The sequence below is a fragment of the Mesorhizobium sp. M0618 genome, from assembly GCF_040320765.1.
GTDB lineage: Bacteria > Pseudomonadota > Alphaproteobacteria > Rhizobiales > Rhizobiaceae > Mesorhizobium.
Genome location: NZ_JAMYQH010000023.1, coordinates 70,206 through 90,024, shown reverse-complemented (window position 1 = coordinate 90,024; position 19,819 = coordinate 70,206). Strand labels below are relative to the sequence as shown.

Sequence of the window (19,819 nt, the reverse complement as noted above, 5' to 3'; positions counted from 1 at the left end):
ATTGCTCCGTTTTTTAAACACGCTAGTTGGCGGGCTCCAAGAACGGCCTACGATCTCAACTTAAGTTGAGGTCAAGCGGAAATTTTCTCTTTTCCCCTCGTTGGAGAAGGAAACGGTGTCAATTCACCTCCGACGTTCGTCGACGAACGACAACGCCAAGCTCGTCGCCCTCGCGGGCGATGCGCAGGCGCTCCTCGGCCTCGGTCGCCTCGCGCTGGCGGTCCCACATCGAGGCGTAGAGGCCATGCTTGCGCATCAGATCGGCATGGGTGCCGCGCTCGGCGATCTGGCCGTCCTGCAGCACGATGATCTCATCAGCGGTAATCACCGTCGACAGGCGGTGGGCGATGACGATGGTGGTGCGGCCACGGCTGACCAGATCGAGCGCGGCCTGGATTTCCTGTTCGGTGTGGCTGTCGAGCGCCGAGGTCGCTTCGTCGAGCATCAGGATCGGCGGCGCCTTCAGGATGGTGCGGGCGATCGCCACGCGCTGCTTCTCGCCGCCCGAAAGTTTTAGCCCGCGTTCGCCGACCATCGACTTGTAACCGTCAGGCAATCGCTCGATGAACGGGCCGATCTGGGCGAGTTCGGCGGCCTTGCGCATATCCTCCTCGCTGGCGCCGATGCGGCCATAGCGGATGTTGTAGGCGATGGTGTCGTTGAACAGTACGGTGTCCTGCGGCACCATGCCGATCGCGCCGCGCAGGCTCTCCTGCGTCACGTCCCTGATATCCTGGCCGTCGATCAGCACTTGGCCGCCCTGCACGTCGTAGAAGCGGAACAGCAGCCGCGAGATGGTCGACTTGCCGGCGCCCGAGGGCCCGACAATGGCGATGGTCTTGCCCGCCGGCACCTCGAAGCTGACGCCCTTCAGGATCTTGCGGTTCGGGTCATAGGAGAAATGCACGTCGCGGAACTCGACCGCGCCGGCGCTGACAGTAAGTGGCTTCGCGTCCGGCTTGTCGACGATCTCCTGCGGCACATCCAAAAGGTCAAACATCTGCTCGATATCGGTCAGCCCCTGGCGGATTTCGCGATAGATGAAGCCAATGAAATTGAGCGGCACCGACAGCTGCATCAGCATGGCGTTGATGAAGACGAAGTCGCCGACCGTCTGCGTGCCGGCCTGCACTTCGAGCGCAGACATGCACATGACGATGACGGTGCCGAGGCCGAAGATGATGCCCTGGCCGAAGTTCAGCCAGCCGAGCGAAGTCCAGATCCGCGTCGCGGCGACCTCGTAGCGCGCCATCGAGCGGTCGAAGCGCTCGGCTTCCATGCCCTCATTGTTGAAATATTTCACCGTCTCATAATTAAGCAGCGAGTCGATTGCCTTGGTGTTGGCGTCGGTGTCGCTGTCGTTCATGTCGCGGCGGATCGAGATGCGCCAGTCGCTGGCGCGGACCGTGAACCAGACATAGACCCAGACGGTGACCGCGACGACGACCACATATTTCCAGCCATAGGTGTAGGCGAAGATGCCGGTTGTCAGCGCGAATTCGAGAATGGTCGGCGCCGTGTTGAGCATGATGAAGCGCACGATCGTCTCGATACCCTTGGTGCCGCGCTCGATGATGCGCGACAGGCCGCCGGTGCGGCGCTCGAGATGGAAGCGCAGCGACAGTTGGTGCATGTGGACGAAGGTGCGGAAGGCGAGCTGGCGCACCGCGTATTGGCCGACACGGGCAAACAAGGCGTCGCGCAATTGATTGAAGCCAAGTTGCACCAGGCGCACGACATTGTAGGCGACGACCAGCATGACCGGCGCCAGCAGAAAACTCGGCAGCGGCGGCACCGATTTGGCGTCGCCGGCCAGCGCGTCGGTCGCCCATTTGAAGAAATAGGGACCGGCGACCAGCGTCAGCTTGGCGACCACCAACAGAAGCGTCGCCCATGTGACCCGGGCTCTCAGATCGGCGCGATCCGCCGGCCACATATAGGGCCACAAATTGAGCAGCGTCTTGAAGGTCGAGGAGTCGGAGACGGTTTTTTCGGCCATTTCTTGGTGCCTTCTTCTTATGTCTTTTTGACCATGATCTCGTCCGAAAACCGGGCTCCACTTTTCGGGATCATGGTCTAGCGGCCGGAGCAGCAGGAATTGACGAGCGCGGCCACCGACGCGGAAACATCGGCAAGTGCGGCACGATCGACCTCGTAGCGCGAGCGCTGACGGTCAGGTTCGAACCGGACCAGCCCGGCTTCGACCAGTATCTTCAAATGTTGTGACACAGTGGACTGCGCCAGATCGAAACGGTCGACGACCTCGCGGCAGCAGCAGGAGTTGCTTGCGGACAAGTATTTTAGGATTTCGATCCGAGCCGGGTGCGAAAGTGCTGCCAGCCGGGTGGCAACGGCTCGGCTGTCCGGGGCGCAACCAGGCATACCTATTTCAGCTAGGGATTCACTCATCGTCCATCGGCGATAAACGATGGTCGACGCTGCCGCAAGCTACTCTTCTGGGCAGAGCAGATAGCGGCTAACGCTGTGAACTGGACTTCTCGATCCCCGGGATGCCGGCAATCCGCTCAGCCAGGAAGTCGACCATCAGGCGGACCCTTGCAACGCCCGCGCGCTCCGGGACGATCAGCATGTTCAAAGGGGCGGACGGCAGTGAATAATCATCCAGTATCGTCTCGAGCAGGCCCGCCGCCAAAAGATCGTCGACAAGCCATCGGTGAGCCGGTGCGACCCCTCGACCCGCGAGCAAAGCCTCGCGCGCGGCAAGCCCATGGTCGACACGCAGGCGCCCCGCGAAAGGCACCATATGGCGCTCGCCTCCGGCGCCCTGCAAGGCAAGAGTTTCACTCCCCGCCACGTTCGACATCCGGATACCCTCATGTCCAGACAGATCCGACGGGATAGCCGGTCTGCCTCGCTGCGCCAGATAATCCGGCGATGCCACGAGCAGGCGCCGTGACAGGCCGAGGGCCCGCAGCCTCAATGAGCTGTCGGTGAGCGGCCCCAACCGAAGCGCGATGTCGACACCTTCCCTGACGAGGTCGACACGCTCATCGCTGAGGCTGAGGTCAACGCCGATGTCGGGATATCGGTCCTGAAAGTCGAAGATGAGTCGGCTGGTGTGCAAGACCCCGAAAGCGGCAGTACAGGATATCCGGACGGTGCCGGGCGGCGCGCCACGTGCGCCCCGCGCTTCGTCGCCGGCCTGCTCGACAAGGCGCAGGATCTGGACGCTGTTGGCATAGTACCGGCTGCCCTCGTCGGTCAGCGTGACCCGCCGGGTGGTCCTGCTGAGCAAAGGCGCACCCACTGCCTCTTCGAGTTCCTGCAGATGCCGCGTGACCGTCGATTGTCCGATACCCAGTTCACCGGCAACCAACGACAGATTGCCCCGTTCCGCGACGCGAACGAAGGTGCGCATGCGTTCGAGGGTGAGTCCGATTTATCCACTATTCGGCACAATCTTATGCATTACGAATATATAGCGGATTGCGTCGATATTGCCTAGCTAAGGGACCAGTTTTTCAATCCCCGGAGTCCCCCGCATGAAAATCCTACTTGTCTTCGCACATCCCGAATCCCGCTCGCTCAACGGCGCGCTCCGCGACGTCGCCATCAGAGAACTCGAGGCACAAGGCCACGAAGTGCGGGTGACGGACCTCTACGCCCAGGGTTGGAAATCAGCGGTTGATCGGGCCGACTTTCCGGTTTTGGCGCCGGGCGCGCGGCTGATGCCTGCCGCAGCGTCAAAAAAGTCTTTCGAGGCCGACGCGCTGACAGAGGACGTCAAGGCCGAGATCGCAAAGCTGCTATGGGCGGATGCCCTGATTCTCCAATTTCCGCTCTGGTGGTTTGCCATGCCGGCGATCCTCAAGGGCTGGGTCGACAGGGTCTTTGCCTACGGCTTCGCTTACGGCGTGGGCGAACATAGCGACAAACGATGGGGCGACCGCTACGGCGAGGGAACCTTGATGGGCAAGCGCGCAATGTTGATCGTGACCGCCGGCGGCTGGGAGGAGCACTATGCCCCTCGCGGCGTCAACGGACCAATTGATGATCTGCTGTTCCCGATCAACCACGGGATCCTCTACTACCCGGGCTACGACGTCCTTCCGCCATTCGTCGTCTACAGCGTCGACCGCTTCGGTGAAGCCGACTTCGAACCCACCGCCGAGCGCCTGCGCGAGAGGATGAGAGCGCTCGCGACCACGCAACCCATCCCCTATCGCCGGCAGAATGGCGGCGACTATTTGATTCCGAGCATGAAGCTACGCCCCGACCTGGGAGATCCGAACATAATCGGATTCAAACTGCACCTGAGCGGTTCAACAAACTAGCTGACGTCGGCCTTTGGATGGCCTGGACTAGTTGGTCTTGGCCGGCGCTGTCGTTGCCTGCTCGCCCATCGCCTTGAGGTCGGCGGCTTCGCCTTCCTTCGACTTTTCCGGGACCTTGAACACCTGACCCGGCCAGATGCGGTCGGGATCGCTGATCTGGTCCTGGTTGGCGAGGTAGATGGTCGAGAAGCGCACGCCATGGCCATAGACGCGCCGCGAGATCCGCCACAGCGTGTCGTTGCGGCGGATGATGACGGCGCCGTCGGCATGTTCGAGCTTGGGCGCCACGGTCTCGGGCACATCGCTCGGCGGCGTCGCCTCCGCCACAACGGCCGGAGCCTCGGTGGCGGGAGCAGGCGTCGTGGCCGGAGCCGTCTCGGCCGCGGCCGGCGCCTCGGCGGCGGCAGGTGCGGCCGGCTTGGGCTGAACGGGCTTCGGCGCCGAGGGTGCCACGGCGGCGACCGCTTCGCCGGGCTCGCGCTCGAACGGCACGGCTGCGCGGGCCACAACTGTCACACCGTCGGTATCGAGGCCGTCGACACGAATTGTGTAGCTGCCGACCGGAATGTCGCGCGTCGCCTCGACCAGGAAATGACCGTCCGTCGAAGTTTGCGCATCACCGAGCAGGATATCGTTGGCATAGGCGCGCACCTTGCGGCCGGCATCGGCGAGACCGGCGACAAAGATCTTGCTGCCGTCGATCTCGACCGCCTCGACGACGATCTTGGGCTCGGTCACGCCTGCAGCGGGCGGCGTCGCCGGCGCTGCAGGAGCCGGTGCTGCGTCGACCACGGCAGGTGCCGGGGCGGCTGGTGCCGGAGCAGCTGCGGGCGCTTCGGCTGCGGGAGCAGCCGGCGCGGCGGCCGGAGCAGCCGGCTTTGCCTCGGGCCCGGGAACGGTCAGCAATTCGGCCGGCTTGCCCGGCTCCTCGACCATGGCCAGCACCTGGCCGGCCGCATCCTTGGGAACCGAAACGACGGCGGTCTGCACCGAGGGCGTTACGACATCGCCCGTGGTCGCGCGCAGCGCGATGGTATAATCGCCGGGCTTCAGCGGATCATCGAGAACGATAACGAAGGCGCCATCGGGACCAGCGACCGTCGAGCCAAGCACCGTCGAGCCGTTGAGGATCTCGACCTTGGCGTTGGGCGCCGCATTGCCGGCGACGACAATCGAGCCATTGCTTTCGACGCGCACGACATCGAAGGACGGTGCGACCGGACCGGCCGCAGCCGGCGCAGCCGCGGCCGGTGCCGTTGCCTGGGGCACCGCGGCGGGAGCCGCAGGGACTTCCGCGGCGGGCAGCCGCGCTTCGGTGCCGGGATCGGCCGATTTTGGCGCTGCGGGCGGCGTCTGCGCCGCCACTTGCGCCGGCGGCGTGGGATTGAGATACGGGTCGAGTGCGCCCGATACATAGGCGGTTCCCGCGGCCGCAACGGTCCCACCCGCCGCGAACAGGAACGCCTTCAGTGGATTAATTGCCATATTTCCCTACCCCTTAGCCACCTAACGCCGGTCTAGCCTGTTTTGCCAATGCCGACAAGAAAAACGGGCCGACAAGAAAAAGCCCGGGCTTGTTGACCCTTGGGGCTTGACCACGCTTTCAGACCCAATCACCAATCATCGGCATGAACACGATTCGATCCGTCTGCGTCTATTGCGGCTCGTCTCCGGGCCGCGATGAAACCTATATCAAGGCCGGGCACCTGCTCGGGCGCTCGATTGCCAAAGCGGGACTGCGGCTGGTCTATGGCGGCGGCACCAAAGGCATTATGGGCGCTGTCGCCGAAGGCGCGCTCAAGGCCGGCGGCAAGGTGACGGGCATCATTCCGCGCTTCCTGATCAACAAGGAGGCGAGCGAAACAGCGCTTGACCGGCTCGATGAACTCTTGATCACCGACAACATGCACGAGCGCAAACACAAGATGTTCGAGAAATCCGACGCCTTTGTGGCACTGCCAGGTGGCATCGGCACGGTCGAGGAGATCATCGAGATCATGACCTGGGGACAACTTGGCCATCATCGCAAGCCGATCGTCTTCGGCAATGTCAAAGGATTTTGGGATCCGATGCTGGCGCTGCTCGATCACATGGCCGCCGAAGGCTTCATCCACACCGCACAGCGGGTCAAGCCGCTGGTCATTGACGACCCCGAAGCGATCGTCGCCGCCATCATGGTGGCAGGATCGTCCGTCGACGCCCCGACCGAAGGCGTGCAGTCGGTGATAGACAAGATGTAGGGAATACGGGAGTAAGGCAGTAGGGGAATATGTGAAGTGCCTGGGAACGGCGCCCCCTATGGTAGTGTGCTGAGAGTTCTGCAAATTCGCTGAGAGAGGGCGGTCATGGCAGGCTGGTGATGTTCAACGTCACCGATTCCCGCGAAGGAACGCCGCCAGGCGAGATAGATGGAGACCGTGCGGTCGAACCACGGCAGGTCGCGAAATACGATCCGCGGCGGCGCAGCGACACGCAGGCTGGCTTGCACCGTCGCAAGGCCGAGACCGGCGCTGACAAGGCCGAGCGAGGTCAGCGGGTCCGCCGTCTCATAGGCGATGTCGGGCAGAAAGCCGGCCTTGGCGCAGGCGGCAAGGAACTGGCCGCGATTGGTGTCGTCCGGCTGGCGCACGACGGTGATCCAGGTGCGACCGTCAAGGTGGTCGGGCCCAATCTCTGGCACTTCAGCAAGCGGATCATCTTCGGGGATCGCCAGCACCAGCGGCTCATGCCGCAGCGCTATCGCGGCGACATCCGGGTCATCATCGGCTGGCGGCGAGTAGACAAAGCCCAGATCCAGCGACCGCTGCCGTAGCCCTTCCAACTGCGCCGCCGAACGCAGGCTTCTCAGCTGCAGGTGGAAATCCGGCCGGTCGCGACGGAACTGGCGCAGCATCCCAGCGACAAGCCCGGCATGAACGGCGCCTTCGACATAGCCGATGGCGAGCCGGCCGACGGCGCCGCTGGCCAGGTTGCGGCCGAACTGCTCCAAACGTCGCGCATTGGACAGCAGCGCGCGGGCTTCGACGAGGAAGGCGCGGCCCTCGGCGTTGAGGTGGACCCGCTGCTTTGCCCGTTCGAACAAAGCGACGCCGAGTTGCTCCTCGAGCTGGATGATCTGCCGGCTGAGTGGCGACTGAGAAATATGCAGCATTTCGGCGGCGCGCCCGACATTGCCGGTTTCGGCGACGGTGACGAAATAGCGGAGCTGACGCAGATCGAACATTTTTCTCCGGGCTCCAGTCCCCCCAGGTCTCAACTTTAGCCTAACCAGTCTTGGACAGTCTGACCGGCGGGAGCGATAATTCGGCCATTCCAACCAAAGGAGACCGCCATGCAGTTCTTTGCCCTTCTCACCCGCAACACCGAAAAATTTGCCGATGCCGATTTCGCTCCGCTTCTACCCGGCGAAGCCGAACAGCGGCGCACGCTCTATGCCGAAGGCGCGGTACGCCAGGTGTGGAACCGAGGCGACATCCCGGGCAGCGGCATGATGTTCGAGGCAGCCGATGATGCAGAGGTTCGCGCCCACCTCGCCACCTTGCCGTTGGTCAAGGCCGGCATGATGGACATTGCCGCAATCGTATCCCTAAAGCCCTACCCCGGCTTCGGCCCGAAGCACTGACAGGGACACAATCCGGGGGTGGCGAAGGCCGTCACCACCGGATTGACGTAGGTGATCGACAGACCGTGATCGGCTGTCAAGAAACCGTCACACGGAACCGGGTTCGCTCGTGCTAGAAATCAAGGCCAGGCAGCCGCCGTGCGGTGCCATCTTCGGAACATGCATCTGGCACCGCCCCCATGGATATCACTCTCGCCCCGGAAGGCACCGACCTGTCGCCCTACCTGCCCGACGAGCACGGATTGTTCTTCATCTATCACTTCACCGCTGAGGGCGTGCGAACCAGGGACGCCGCCGCCGCGCACTGGACATGGCGCAGCTACCAGCTTTCCGACATGCGCGCTCGCCATGAGATCGGCACCGATCACGCTTTGCCGGCACCGGTGCGTGAAGCTTTCCTGTCCGCCAGCCATGGCTGCCACATCGACCTCGAGGACGACTGGCTCTATGGCGACCTGCCGGACCTGCGCCATGACTATTCGGCGGAAGCGGGCGGGCTTGGCCATTTCCGCTTCGCGCTCAATGACACGATGCTGGTCGGCGCCCGCAAGCAGCCGTTGCAGTCGGTCGACAACATCCGCAAGGCGATCGAGAATGGATCGCGCAAGTTCCGCTCGCCGGCCGAGTTGATCGAGGCGGTCGTCGGCCAATCGTTCGACGGCATGGTGGCCGAACTCGCCGCACTCGGCGACAGTCTCGACGGGATCGAGGATCGCATAGTGTGCGACGCATGGCACAATGAACGGCAATCCCTCGTCGACGCGCGCCGGCATCTGGTGGTGATCCACAGGCAGATGGCGACGCTGACCAATCTGTTTCGCCATCTCGACCACTCGCACCGTAACGACCTGCCCGACAGCATCAACGACATGGCCGCGCGTCTTTCACACAGGGCGCAGACGCTGCATTATGATGGCGAACAATTGCAGGCACGCGCCCGGCTGTTGCAGGACGAGCTTATGGCCAAGCTGACGACGCAGTCGAACCGGCTGCTGTACGTACTGTCGGTGATGACGGCGGTGCTGTTGCCGATGACCATCATCTCCGGCCTGTTCGGCATGAATGTCGGCGGCCTGCCGCTGGTCGACACGCCAATGGGCTTCTGGGTGGTGACGGCGGTAGCGATGGTAGTCGCGGGAGCGACCTATCTCTTTGTCAGGCGGCTCGGACAGATGTAGCACCCGCCGGCGGCTATCACGCCGTGGCGCGAAGATCCTCGATGACGGTGCCGGCGGCGGCCACTTCCGCTTCGTGATCGGACTCGCGCCAGATTTCGGCAAGGCCAGCCGCATACCATTCGCGCATCGCCGGTAGAGCAAGCAATTGCGCCGGATAAGCCGCAGCCGCGCCCTCGAAGGGGAGCCCATGGGACTGGGCGCGGAACGCCACCGGAGCAAAGAAAGCGTCGACGGCGGTGAAATGAGCGCCGGCCAGAAACGGCCCGCCGAAACGGGCAAGACCATCATTCCAGAGGTCACCGAGGCGGAAAAGGTCCTTCTTCAGCCCATCGGACATCGGGAACGGCTTTACCCGCACGCCGCAACTCATCGGGCATGCCCCGCGCAATGCGGTGAAGCTCGAATGCATCTCGGCGGCGGCCGAGCGTGCCCAGGCGCGCGCCTTGGCTTCGACGGGCCACACGCCATGGTGGCGTTCGGCCAGATATTCGACGATGGCCAGCGAATCCCAGACCGCCCAGCCATCGTCGATCAGGCATGGCACGCGGCCGCTCGGCGAGAATGGCCGGTACAGATCCCAGCTCGGTCCGGTCGGGAATGGCGTCAGCCGCTCCTCGAATGGGATGTCCAGCGTCCGCATAAGCACCCATGGCCGCAGCGACCACGAGGAATAGTTCTTGTTGGCGATATGCAGCACATACATTGGAGAGCCCTTACCTTGTAGTCAGCCCACCGGCCGAACTTCGCGGCCACGGAACATCGACCAGGAATAGACCGCCAAAGCCGCCCAGATCAGCGCGAACGCAACCGCCTGGGTGGTGCCGAAAGGCTCGCCGAAGATCAGAACGGCGATCAGGAACACCATGGTCGGCGCGATATATTGCATGATGCCGATGGTTGACAGCCGCAGCAGCTTGGCGCCGAAGGCGAACAGCAACAACGGCACCGATGTGACCGGACCGCAGCCGATCAGCAATGCCGTATCGGTGCCACTGCTGGATATGATGTGGTCCTGTCCGGTCGCGATGAGATAGACGATATAGCCGAGCGCCGGCACCGACAGCAAAAGCACTTCGAGCAGAAACCCCTGGCTCGGGCCGATCGGCAGCGTCTTGCGGAAGAAACCGTAGGCGGCGAAGGAAAAGGCCAACGCCAGCGATACCCAGGGCAGCTTGCCGCCCTCTATGGTCAGCACGGCGACGGCGACGGCCGCCAGCACCACCGCCGCGATCCGCAGCCGGTCGAGCCGCTCGCCAAGCAGCAGCGCGCCGACGACGACGCTGACCAGCGGGTTGATGTAGTAGCCGAGCGCGGTTTCGACGGTGCGGTCGACGGCGATCGCCCAGACATAGATGCCCCAGTTGACCGAGATCAGCGCCGCCGTCAGCGCGGCCATGGCGATGGTGCGCGGCGAACGCAGCGCCGCCTTGAAATCCGCCGTACGGCCGGCCCAAACCAGAACGGCGGCGGCAATCGGCACCGACCAGACGATGCGATGGGCAATGACCTCGGCGAGCGGCAGATGAGCGACCGCCTTCATGTAAAAAGGCAGCAGCCCCCATAGCAGATAGGCCCCCAGTGCCAACAGGAAGCCGCGACGGGCCTTGGAATCCGCATCCAGGGTGATTGTTTCAGTGGCCATGGGCCAACGCTATGGCCCAGCCACCTTGGCAAGACCATCGCAAAGTTCTGATGGATCAATGGACTTTCGCTGATGGTTCAACCCTATTCGGCGGCCACCAGTCCGGCCATCTCGCGGTTCTTCATCAGCTTGTAGACGATGGAATCCATCAGCGCTTGGAACGAGGCGTCGATGATGTTTTCGGAAACGCCGACCGTCCACCAGCGCGCGCCGGTGCCGTCATGCGATTCGATCAGAACGCGGGTGATCGCCTCGGTGCCGCCATTGAGGATACGCACCTTGAAGTCGGCCAGTTCCATGTCGGCGATCTCGCTCTGGAACTTGCCAAGGTCCTTGCGCAGCGCGATGTCGAGTGCGTTGACCGGGCCATGCCCCTCGGCCACCGACATCTTCTCCTCGCCGTCGACCACCACCTTGACGATCGCTTCGGAGACCGTTTTCAATTGGCCGTTGGCGTCGAAGCGGCGCTCGACCATGCAGCGGAACGAGGTGACGTTGAAGAACTCCGGCAGGCCGTGCAGCATCTTGCGTGCCAGGAGCTCGAAGCTGGCATCGGCGCCCTCATAGGCATAGCCCTCGGCCTCGCGCTCCTTGACCACTGATATCAGCGCGTCGAGCCGGTGATCGTCTTTCGGCACGTCGATGCCGCGCCGCCTCAACTCGGCGAGGAAATTGGCCTTGCCGCCCTGGTCCGAAACCATGACGCGGCGGCGGTTGCCGACCGTTTCCGGGGGCACATGCTCATAGGTCGCCGGCTCCTTGGCCAGCGCGGAGGCATGGATGCCCGCCTTGGTGGCGAAAGCAGAGGCCCCGACATAGGGCGCTTGCGCTTCCGGGGCGCGGTTCAGGAGTTCGTCGAAGGCGCGGGACAGGCGCGAAATGCCGGTCAGCGCCTCAGCCGAAATGCCCGTCTCGAAACGATCGGCGAAGGCCGGTTTCAACGCCAGCGTCGGCACGATCGAGATCAAATTGGCGTTGCCGCAGCGCTCGCCGATGCCGTTGAGCGTGCCCTGGATCTGGCGCACGCCGGCCTCGACAGCGGCGAGGGAATTCGCCACTGCCTGGCCGGTGTCGTGATGGGCATGGATGCCGAGATGATCGCCTGAAATACCTGATGAAATAACCTTCTCGACGATGGCGCGGACTTCCGAGGGTTGCGTGCCACCATTGGTGTCGCACAGCACCACCCAGCGCGCGCCGGCATCACAGGCGGTCCTGGCGCAGGCCAGCGCATAATCGGGATTGGCCTTGAAGCCGTCGAAAAAATGCTCGCAATCGACCAACGCCTCCTTGCCGGCGGCGATCGCCGCCTCGACGGAGGCCTTGATGGCGTCGAGGTTCTCCTCATTGGTGCAGCCGAGCGCGACACGGACATGGTAGTCCCAACTCTTGGCGACGAAGCAGATGGCATCCGACTTGGATTGCACGAGTGACGCAAGGCCGGGATCGTTGGACGCCGACACCCCTGCCCGCTTGGTCATGCCGAAGGCGACAAATTTGGCGTGCGCCGTGCGCTTCTCCTGGAAGAAGGCTGTGTCGGTCGGATTGGCGCCGGGATAGCCACCTTCGACATAATCGAGGCCGAAAGCGTCGAGCAGTTTCGCGATAGCGATCTTGTCTTCGATAGAGAAGTCGATGCCCGGCGTCTGCTGGCCATCGCGGAGGGTGGTGTCGAAGAGGAACAGTCTTTCCTTTTTCATGACAGCAAGGTGCTTGAGCACCCCCCTCTGGCCTGCCGGCCATCTCCCCCGCAAAGGGGGAGATCGGCAGCTTTGACGATAGCGCTGGTCCTGCAATGTCGGCGATTGGCGAAAGCGAAGGCGACATCCAATCTCCCCCCTTGCGGGGGAGATGTCCGGTAGGACAGAGGGGGGTGTGAAGGATCGCCGTGCATCGACTATATCTTCCCTGCAAACCGATCCGTCGCCCGGATCAGTTGATCCAAAATCCCCGGCTCCGAATAAGCATGACCGGCGCCCTCGATCAGATGGCAATCCGCCTTCGGCCACGCCTTGTGCAGCGACCAGGCATAGCGCGCCGGGCACGGCATGTCGTAGCGGCCGTGGACGATGGTGCCGGGAATATCGGCAAGCTTGTGCGCATCGCGCAGCAATTGTCCTTCTTCCAGCCAACCGGCATGGACGAAATAGTGGTTTTCGATGCGGGCGAAGGCGACAGCATAGTCGTCCTGCCCGAACGGTCCACTGGTTTCCGGCTCCGGCAACAGCGTGATCGTTTCGCCCTCCCACAGACTCCAGGCGCGGGCGGCTTCGATCTGCGCCTTGCGATCCGTGCCGACCAGCCGCTTGCGGTAGGCAGCCATCATGTCGCCGCGCTCGGCCTCCGGGATCGGCGCCAGAAAGCGCTCCCATTTGTCCGGGAACATTTCCGAGACGCCGAACTGATAGTACCATTCGAGTTCCGCACGTGTCAGCGTGTAGATGCCGCGTACCACCAACTCACTGACGCGTTCGGGGTGCGTTTCGGCATAGGCGAGCGCCAGCGTCGACCCCCAGGAGCCGCCGAACACCAGCCATTTGTCGAAGCCGGCCATTTCGCGCAGGCGTTCGATGTCGGCGACCAGGTGCCAGGTCGTATTGGCTTCGAGCGAGGCGTTGGGCGTCGATTTTCCGCAGCCGCGCTGGTCGAACAGAATGACATCGTAAAGCTTCGGGTCGAACAGCCGCCGGTGTTTTGGTGAAATGGTGCCGCCCGGTCCGCCATGCAGGAACACCGCCGGCTTGGCGCCTTTGGTGCCGGAACGCTCCCAGTAGACCTGATGGCCGTCGCTGACATCGAGCATGCCGGACTCGAAGGCCTCGATCTCGGGATAAAGCGTACGCAATTGACTGCTCATAGCTGCAAACCTTTGGTCGGCCAGTCCGCTGTTTCATGGTCTGGGTGCTGGAAGGAGATGATGGATTCCTGCCTGTTGTAATAATCAGGATCCTGGTGGACGGGCTGATCGAAGATCGTCTCCACCCATGGCAGCCGCGCGGCATAGTTGACCTGGATCTGCGGTGCCAGATCCGAACGGTCGTCGAAGGCACCGATGGCGATTTCCAGTCCGCCGGGCTGCCGATATGTCAGCGGCGTGCCGCAGCGCGCGCAGAAACCACGATCGATATTGACCGACGACTGGAAATAGCTCGGCTCTTCATGGGTCCATTCGACGCCGTCCCTGGGCACCGTGACCAGTGCACCGAAGAACGAGCCGAACTGCTTCTGGCACATCCGGCAATGGCAGATCGACGGACGGCCGAGCGCTCCATGAATGCGGAAACGCACGGCGCCACACTGGCAGCCGCCGGTTCTTACTGTCTCGGTCATGATCTTTCCTTTGGCGGCCATTGTTCGGTGTCGTGGTCCGGATGCTGATAGGAGACGAGATCCGCCAGATAAGAGGCCGACGACACGTCGGCCATCGTCTCCTCGCCCGGCAATCGCGGGATCGTATCGACATAAGGCAGCTTTGCCTCGACACCCCATTGGATCAGCGGCACGATCTCCGCCGGATTGTCGAACGCGCCGATGGCGAGGCCAACACCATCCGGCGCGGTGAAGGTCAGTGGCGTGCCACAATCAGGGCAGAAGCCGCGATCGACATGGTTGGACGAGCGGAAATATTTCGGCTCGCCGCGCGTCCAGTCGAGCCGGGCGCCACGCACCGAAACCAGCGGCGCATAGAACGAGCCGAACGCCTTCTGGCACATGCGGCAATGGCAGACCGAAGCGTCGCCGAGCGCGCCTTCAACGCGAAAGCGCACCGCGCCGCACTGGCAGCCGCCGGTGTAGATCGGCCGGTTGTCGAGGCTCATCACCGCTCACTCCGGCGCATGGCAGACGGCTTCGACATTGTTGCCGTCGGGATCGAAGACGAAGGCGCCATAGTAGTTCGGGTGATAATGCCGGCGCAGGCCCGGCCCGCCATTGTCCTTGCCACCGGCAGCAAGTGCCGCTGCGTGGAAGGCATCGACCTCGGCGCGGCTGCGCGCCGTGAAGGCGACGTGCTGGTGATCCCTGGGCTTGTCCTTGGCCGAACTCAGCCAGAACACCGGCCGGTCACGCCCATAGCCGCCGACCTTGGCGCCGCCGGTGTATTCCAGCGGCACCATGTAGAGGAGCGCTGCACCAAGCGGCGCCATCGCCTTGTCATAGAACGCCTTCGAAGCATCGAAATCGACAACGGTAATGCCAAGATGGTCGATCATGGAACGGACTCCTTTGCTGGTTCGATCCCCGGCACTTCGGCAGCGGCCAGGCCGGCCTCGATGACGATGTGCTGGCAGACATTGTCGATATCGCGAATGACGTCGTCGTTCCAGAAGCGCAGGATGGTCCAGCCACTGCTCTTAAAATATGCGCTGCGTGTCTCGTCTTGTTGTAGATTTTCGCTATCCGCATGCTGGCTGCCGTCTACCTCGACGATGAGACGATAGGCCGAGCAAGCAAAGTCAACGATATAAGGTCCGATCGGCACCTGCCGTCGAAAGCTCATCCCCATAAGCCGGTGAGCACGCAACTCATTCCAAAGTTCCAACTCCGCATCGGTCATGACCCGACGCATGGATTTTGCATTCCGGCGGTGTCGTTGCGGAACGAGATCGTGTCCCATCAAACACCCCTTCGCCGGTGATTAGCGAAATCGGCGACGAGGGCTGATCTCCCCCCTTGCGGGGGAGATGCCCGGCAGGGCAGAGGGGGGTGCTGTCCCGCCCGCTTATCAATTGGAGACCGCTGCCTTCTCAGGAAACGGTCGAAACGAGGGTAGGCAAACAGAAACGATGGCGTTCCTTCACCCCCCCCTCTGTCCTGCCGGACATCTCCCCCGCAAGGGGGGAGATCGGCTGTCACCAGCGCCTCCGCCAAACTTGTAAAGGTGTTTCGCGCCACCCTCACCGCTTGACCTCCCACGTCGTCACTCGCTCGCCGTTGACCGGATCCTTGCCGTCCTTCAACTGTACACCTTGCGCCAGCAGTTCGTCGCGGATGCGGTCGGCCTCGGCCCAGTTCTTGGCGGCGATGAATGCGATACGCTTGGCGATGGCCTTGGCGACGTGGTCTTCATCAACCGTCGCCGACGCGACATCGAAGCCGAGGAACAGCAGCGACGCCTTCAGCGCAGCCGCCGCATCGTTGCCGTCCGCTGCCTCGCCAGCCAACTGCGTCAAGACCTGGAAGGCGGCATAGGTTGCGAGATCGTCCGACAAGGCATCGACGACCTGCACGGGCAGCAGTCCTGCGGCGGCCGGCGCAAGGTCGGCCGCCCGCTTCCATTTGCGCAGCGTGTTCTCGGCCTCTTCCAGCTTGCGCACGGAAAAGTCGATTGGTTCGCGATAGTGCGTCATCAGCATCGCCAGCCGCAGGACCTCGCCCGGCCATTTGCGGCCGCCAAACGTCTCGGTCTCGAGCAGTTCGTTGATCGAATAGAAATTGCCGACGCTTTTCGACATTTTCTGACCTTCGACCTGCAGGAAGCCGTTGTGCATCCAGATGTTGGCCATCACGTCCGTGCCATGGGCGCAGCGCGACTGAGCGATCTCGTTCTCATGGTGCGGGAAGATCAGGTCGAGGCCGCCGCCATGGATGTCGAACACCTCGCCGAGATAGGCGGCCGACATTGCCGAGCATTCGATGTGCCAGCCCGGCCGACCCCTGCCCCATGGCGAATTCCAGCCAGGCTCCTCCGGCGACGACAACTTCCACAGGACAAAATCGCCGGGATTTTTCTTGTGCGCGTCGACGGCGACGCGAGCACCGGCCTGCTGCTCGTCGAGATTGCGCTTCGACAGTTGGCCGTAGTCCGGCATCGACGCCGTATCGAACAGGACTTCGCCCGCGGCAACATAGGCATGGCCGCGTTCGATCAGGCTTTGAATCAAGGTGATCATGTCGACTTTGCCGTCGGCGCGGGGCTCGACGAATTCGGTGGCGCGCGGCTCGACCGTCGGCTCCAGGCAGCCGAGAACCGCCACGTCCCGATGGAACTGATCGGCGGTCTTTTCGGTGACCCGCCTGATCGCCTCGTTGAGCGAAAGTGTTCCGGAAGCGATCTCGCCGCCGAAGTCGCGCAGAGCGCGCGCGTTGATCTTGTCGTCGACGTCGGTGATGTTGCGCACATAGGTGACGTGCGCCTGCCCATAGACGTGACGCAGCAAGCGGAAAAGCACGTCGAAGACGATCACCGGCCTGGCATTGCCGATATGGGCAAAGTCGTAGACGGTCGGGCCGCAGACATACATGCGCACATTGTCTGGATCGATCGGGACGAAATCCTCTTTCGTCCGCGTCAGCGTGTTGTAGAGGCGCAGGCTCTGAGATGCGTCGAACATTCGTGCCTTCCCGGTTCAGAACTCAATTTGACGAAGCCAGCCCTGCGCGAAACGCAAATCAGGCTCCAGCCTGCTGGCCGGGGCGTTTGTCCAATCTGGGGAAAGATGAGGCGAAAACGTCCGGACCAGCGCGAGGCTAGCCAATAATGCAAATGCCACAAATGGCGAAAGACGTTTTCATGGGCGGCTTTATCGCCTTGGCATGTGTTGCCGTCAAGTCGCAAGTTTCGGCAAAAACGTCGCTGGATCACAGGTAATGATGCACTGAAACATTTTATTAAACATGTCGGCACAGTCATGAAACATTCGCCGGCTAGATCAGCAGGCGTCACGATTTGGTCAGAATCAGCCATCAAACGCAGACACGAAAATGTTACCTGGGAAGAGAAACATGCCCCGAACCAAGCAGGAAGCCAACCGAGCCAAGCAGCCGGCACTGGCCAACCACTATCGCGCGATCGGCCCGGCCGCGATCGTCGCCGCCCTCCTTCACACCGCGAAGAAGAAAAAGCCGGTACAGAAAATCGTGTCGCCCCGCGCCGCCTGAAGTGGTGTGCGGCCCTGCGCCAAGGGCGCCTGGCAAATGGCGCAGACATACGCCGCTGAAGAACAGTTCAACTAGAACAACGTCATCTGATTGTCGTCCGCGCTGGGCTTCTGGCGCTTGACCTTTTCGGGCTCCGGCCCGATCTCGCCCCGCTCCTGAATCTCCGGTCCGGTGTTGGCGACCTTGTTGACCAGGTCGGAGACGGGAATGGCCTCGAAGAAATCGAGTTGAGCCGGCCGCAACAGATCGGCGACATCACGCGGTTCGAGCGTGCGGCAATCCAGCCAACGGGCGAAATCCCTGGGGTCGATCACCACAGGCATGCGGTCGTGGATATGCGCGATTTCGGCATTGGCGTTGATGGTCAGGATGGCGCCGGTGTCCATTTCCGAACCGCCCGGCTCGGCATAGGTCTCGATCAGTCCGGCGAAGGCGACCAGCCCGCCATGCCTTGGGCGTATCCAGTAAGGCTGGCCTTTCTTGCCGCCGGTTTGCCGCCATTCATAAAAGCCGGACGCCGGCACCAAGGCGCGGCGATGGCGCATGGCGGCCTTGAACGACGCCTTTTCGGCAGCCCCTTCGGAGCGCGCGTTGAACAGCAGCGGAAACTCGCGTGTGTCCTTCACCCAGGTCGGGATCAGCCCCCAGCGCACCAGCATTGGCTGCCGGTCCGGCAGATTGGAGCCCGGCGCCCGCGGGGGGCCGGCGACCGCCATCAGGATCGGCTGCGTCGGGGCGATGTTGTAGCGCGCCGGGAAATCCTCCAGTTCCGCCAAGCCTAGCAACGCGGCAGTCTGGTCCGGCGTCGCGGTCAAGGCAAAACGTCCGCACATGGTCGATTGGCGTCCTTCGAATGGTTCAGCTTGAAAGTGGCGATGCAACCGGCGTTGCGCAACCGCTAAAGCTTGCCCATGCTGGGCGATCCACAACAGACCTGCCTACACGCCTGATCGGGAACCCGTGAACGAAGCGCGCAAGATAGTTCCGGCAGTTTCGGTCGCCGTCATACGCGCGGATGCCGTGCTTCTGGTCAAGCGCGCCCGGCAACCATCGCAAGGGCTCTATGCCTTTCCGGGTGGCAAGGTCGAAGCCGGTGAGACGCTGGAACAGGCCGCGGTCCGCGAACTGTTGGAAGAGACCGGCTTGCGGGCCACCGATTACCGCCCGCTGCGGGAAATCCACATCGACGGCAGGGATGACAGCCACCCGGTCGATTATCTCCTCACGGTCTTCGGCGCCGCCTATGCTGGCGGCGAGGCCGTAGCCAGCGACGATGCAGAGACGGCGGCCTTCTATACGCTCAGTGAGATGGCGGCATTGCCGCTCGCCGGCTCGGTGTTCGCCGTGGCCGAGGACTTGTTGGACCCGGACGGAGACGACGGGCCGAAGCCCTGAAACCGCCTTGCAGGCGACAAATTGTTTCGCCACAAAGACTTATCCTGTTTGGCAGAGCCACGCCGTTGGGTAGAGAAGGCTTATGAACCGTCCGTCCATGCTCCTCGCCGTGTGTCTTGCGGTCGGTGCGACCGTTTCGATACGGCCCGCGCTCAGCGCCGAATCGCCGTTCGAGCCTGGGTTGATGCGGCTGGCGGAGGTTCTGGGTTCGCTGCATTTCCTGCGCAATCTGTGCGGCGAGAAGGGCGACCAGTGGCGTGTCGAGATGACAAAACTGCTCGATTCGGAAAATCCGGACGCCGAGCGGCGCGCCCGCTTCATTGCCAGCTTCAATCGCGGCTACCGCTCCTTCGGCGGCACCTATACGAGGTGCACGCCCTCGGCGACCGAAGCCATCAGCCGCTACATGAAGGAAGGCGAGACGCTGTCTCGCGATATCGCCTCGCGTTACGGCAACTAGGCACTCGCTCATCAACAACTATCCGGATCATTGCTGGGCACAGCGGATATATCGGCTTGTGCCAGGCGATATCTTGGTGCAATCCTCATGTTGCACTTCTGCAACAGTATTAACGAAACCTTACCGCGCGAAAGCGGAATTAACTCAAACTGAAGGTTTTCGCCCCGCAGGCCGCCCCAATCGGCTAGTTTGACTCGAGCTGAACGCAGCTTCGCACAAGGCAATTGGGCTTTGTAAAAGACGATCAAAAAAATGTCGTATTTACAAATACTTAATCGCCCCTGCGTGTGAAATGAACAGATCAGGCCTGATCCACATCGATGGATCGCAGCTTGAAAGGGTGGACAT

At 62.6% G+C, this 19,819-nt stretch carries 22 protein-coding genes; 7 read left to right on the top strand and 15 right to left on the bottom strand.

Features of this window, described 5'->3' with window-relative positions:
- Positions 1 to 118 precede the first annotated feature (118 nt).
- The 3 genes from NKJ04_RS23075 to NKJ04_RS23065 all read right to left on the bottom strand — a co-directional run bounded on the left by NKJ04_RS23075 (position 119) and on the right by NKJ04_RS23065 (position 3,379).
- Entirely contained in the window at positions 119 to 1,999 is a 1,881-nt protein-coding gene (locus tag NKJ04_RS23075; RefSeq protein ID WP_352677472.1) for an ABCB family ABC transporter ATP-binding protein/permease, read from the bottom strand.
- A gap of 77 nt (positions 2,000 to 2,076) precedes the next feature.
- Positions 2,077 to 2,409, bottom strand: coding sequence for an ArsR/SmtB family transcription factor (locus NKJ04_RS23070; RefSeq protein ID WP_031213736.1), 333 nt, complete (start codon positions 2,407 to 2,409; stop codon positions 2,077 to 2,079).
- Positions 2,410 to 2,476: 67 nt separating this feature from the next.
- Positions 2,477 to 3,379, bottom strand: a complete 903-nt coding sequence (locus NKJ04_RS23065; protein ID WP_352677471.1) for a LysR family transcriptional regulator — start codon at positions 3,377 to 3,379, stop codon at positions 2,477 to 2,479.
- A 124-nt stretch (positions 3,380 to 3,503) separates the two neighbouring features.
- Here NKJ04_RS23065 and NKJ04_RS23060 point away from each other — a divergent pair, with 124 nt between their 5' ends.
- Positions 3,504 to 4,295: an NAD(P)H-dependent oxidoreductase gene (locus NKJ04_RS23060; protein WP_352677470.1), complete on the top strand. Its 792-nt coding sequence runs from the start codon at positions 3,504 to 3,506 to the stop codon at positions 4,293 to 4,295.
- Between the two features lie 27 nt (positions 4,296 to 4,322).
- Here the strand turns inward: NKJ04_RS23060 and NKJ04_RS23055 are convergent, their stop codons facing one another.
- Positions 4,323 to 5,780 (bottom strand): LysM peptidoglycan-binding domain-containing protein, encoded by a 1,458-nt coding sequence (locus NKJ04_RS23055; RefSeq protein ID WP_352677469.1) that lies wholly within the window; start codon positions 5,778 to 5,780, stop codon positions 4,323 to 4,325.
- 143 nt (positions 5,781 to 5,923) lie between these two features.
- Between NKJ04_RS23055 and NKJ04_RS23050 the strand changes: the two genes are divergently transcribed.
- Positions 5,924 to 6,535 carry an LOG family protein gene (locus NKJ04_RS23050; RefSeq protein ID WP_127289311.1) on the top strand — a complete coding sequence of 204 codons (612 nt, stop codon included), beginning with the start codon at positions 5,924 to 5,926 and terminating at the stop codon, positions 6,533 to 6,535.
- 56 nt (positions 6,536 to 6,591) lie between these two features.
- Here NKJ04_RS23050 and NKJ04_RS23045 read toward each other — a convergent pair whose 3' ends face one another.
- Positions 6,592 to 7,518, bottom strand: coding sequence for a LysR substrate-binding domain-containing protein (locus NKJ04_RS23045; RefSeq protein WP_352677468.1), 927 nt, complete (start codon positions 7,516 to 7,518; stop codon positions 6,592 to 6,594).
- 108 nt (positions 7,519 to 7,626) lie between these two features.
- Between NKJ04_RS23045 and NKJ04_RS23040 the strand changes: the two genes are divergently transcribed.
- Both NKJ04_RS23040 and NKJ04_RS23035 read left to right on the top strand, forming a co-directional pair.
- Positions 7,627 to 7,917: a muconolactone Delta-isomerase family protein gene (locus NKJ04_RS23040; protein WP_352677467.1), complete on the top strand. Its 291-nt coding sequence runs from the start codon at positions 7,627 to 7,629 to the stop codon at positions 7,915 to 7,917.
- A 179-nt stretch (positions 7,918 to 8,096) separates the two neighbouring features.
- Complete coding sequence (locus NKJ04_RS23035) at positions 8,097 to 9,095, top strand: transporter (protein WP_352677466.1); 999 nt, start codon at positions 8,097 to 8,099, stop codon at positions 9,093 to 9,095.
- Positions 9,096 to 9,111: 16 nt separating this feature from the next.
- Here NKJ04_RS23035 and NKJ04_RS23030 read toward each other — a convergent pair whose 3' ends face one another.
- The 9 genes from NKJ04_RS23030 to cysS form a co-directional block, all read right to left on the bottom strand.
- A complete protein-coding gene (locus tag NKJ04_RS23030) occupies positions 9,112 to 9,798 on the bottom strand; it encodes a glutathione S-transferase family protein (RefSeq protein WP_352677465.1) in 687 nt (228 codons plus the stop codon).
- Between the two features lie 21 nt (positions 9,799 to 9,819).
- Positions 9,820 to 10,737, bottom strand: coding sequence for an EamA family transporter RarD (gene rarD / locus NKJ04_RS23025; protein WP_352677464.1), 918 nt, complete (start codon positions 10,735 to 10,737; stop codon positions 9,820 to 9,822).
- 83 nt (positions 10,738 to 10,820) lie between these two features.
- Entirely contained in the window at positions 10,821 to 12,437 is a 1,617-nt protein-coding gene (gene cimA / locus NKJ04_RS23020; protein WP_352677463.1) for a citramalate synthase, read from the bottom strand.
- Positions 12,438 to 12,634: 197 nt separating this feature from the next.
- Positions 12,635 to 13,594: a prolyl aminopeptidase gene (gene pip, locus NKJ04_RS23015; RefSeq protein ID WP_352677462.1), complete on the bottom strand. Its 960-nt coding sequence runs from the start codon at positions 13,592 to 13,594 to the stop codon at positions 12,635 to 12,637.
- Positions 13,591 to 14,067: a GFA family protein gene (locus NKJ04_RS23010; RefSeq protein ID WP_109662751.1), complete on the bottom strand. Its 477-nt coding sequence runs from the start codon at positions 14,065 to 14,067 to the stop codon at positions 13,591 to 13,593. The genes pip and NKJ04_RS23010 overlap by 4 nt, the downstream gene beginning before the upstream one ends.
- On the bottom strand, positions 14,064 to 14,555 hold the full coding sequence (locus NKJ04_RS23005; RefSeq protein WP_352677461.1) for a GFA family protein: 492 nt from the start codon (positions 14,553 to 14,555) through the stop codon (positions 14,064 to 14,066). Before NKJ04_RS23005 ends, NKJ04_RS23010 begins: the two co-directional genes overlap by 4 nt.
- A gap of 6 nt (positions 14,556 to 14,561) precedes the next feature.
- On the bottom strand, positions 14,562 to 14,948 hold the full coding sequence (locus NKJ04_RS23000; protein ID WP_352677460.1) for a VOC family protein: 387 nt from the start codon (positions 14,946 to 14,948) through the stop codon (positions 14,562 to 14,564).
- A complete protein-coding gene (locus NKJ04_RS22995; RefSeq protein WP_352677459.1) occupies positions 14,945 to 15,352 on the bottom strand; it encodes an endonuclease domain-containing protein in 408 nt (135 codons plus the stop codon). The genes NKJ04_RS23000 and NKJ04_RS22995 overlap by 4 nt, the downstream gene beginning before the upstream one ends.
- Before the next feature lie 280 nt (positions 15,353 to 15,632).
- Entirely contained in the window at positions 15,633 to 17,069 is a 1,437-nt protein-coding gene (cysS, locus tag NKJ04_RS22990) for a cysteine--tRNA ligase (protein WP_352677458.1), read from the bottom strand.
- Positions 17,070 to 17,460: 391 nt separating this feature from the next.
- Here cysS and NKJ04_RS22985 point away from each other — a divergent pair, with 391 nt between their 5' ends.
- Entirely contained in the window at positions 17,461 to 17,616 is a 156-nt protein-coding gene (locus tag NKJ04_RS22985) for a hypothetical protein (protein WP_081738801.1), read from the top strand.
- A gap of 71 nt (positions 17,617 to 17,687) precedes the next feature.
- Here NKJ04_RS22985 and NKJ04_RS22980 read toward each other — a convergent pair whose 3' ends face one another.
- Positions 17,688 to 18,449, bottom strand: a complete 762-nt coding sequence (locus NKJ04_RS22980) for an SOS response-associated peptidase (protein ID WP_352677457.1) — start codon at positions 18,447 to 18,449, stop codon at positions 17,688 to 17,690.
- 127 nt (positions 18,450 to 18,576) lie between these two features.
- Between NKJ04_RS22980 and NKJ04_RS22975 the strand changes: the two genes are divergently transcribed.
- Both NKJ04_RS22975 and NKJ04_RS22970 read left to right on the top strand, forming a co-directional pair.
- Positions 18,577 to 19,011, top strand: a complete 435-nt coding sequence (locus NKJ04_RS22975; protein ID WP_352677456.1) for an NUDIX hydrolase — start codon at positions 18,577 to 18,579, stop codon at positions 19,009 to 19,011.
- Positions 19,012 to 19,093: 82 nt separating this feature from the next.
- Positions 19,094 to 19,471: a TIGR02301 family protein gene (locus NKJ04_RS22970; RefSeq protein ID WP_013532565.1), complete on the top strand. Its 378-nt coding sequence runs from the start codon at positions 19,094 to 19,096 to the stop codon at positions 19,469 to 19,471.
- The last annotated feature ends 348 nt before the right edge of the window (positions 19,472 to 19,819 follow it).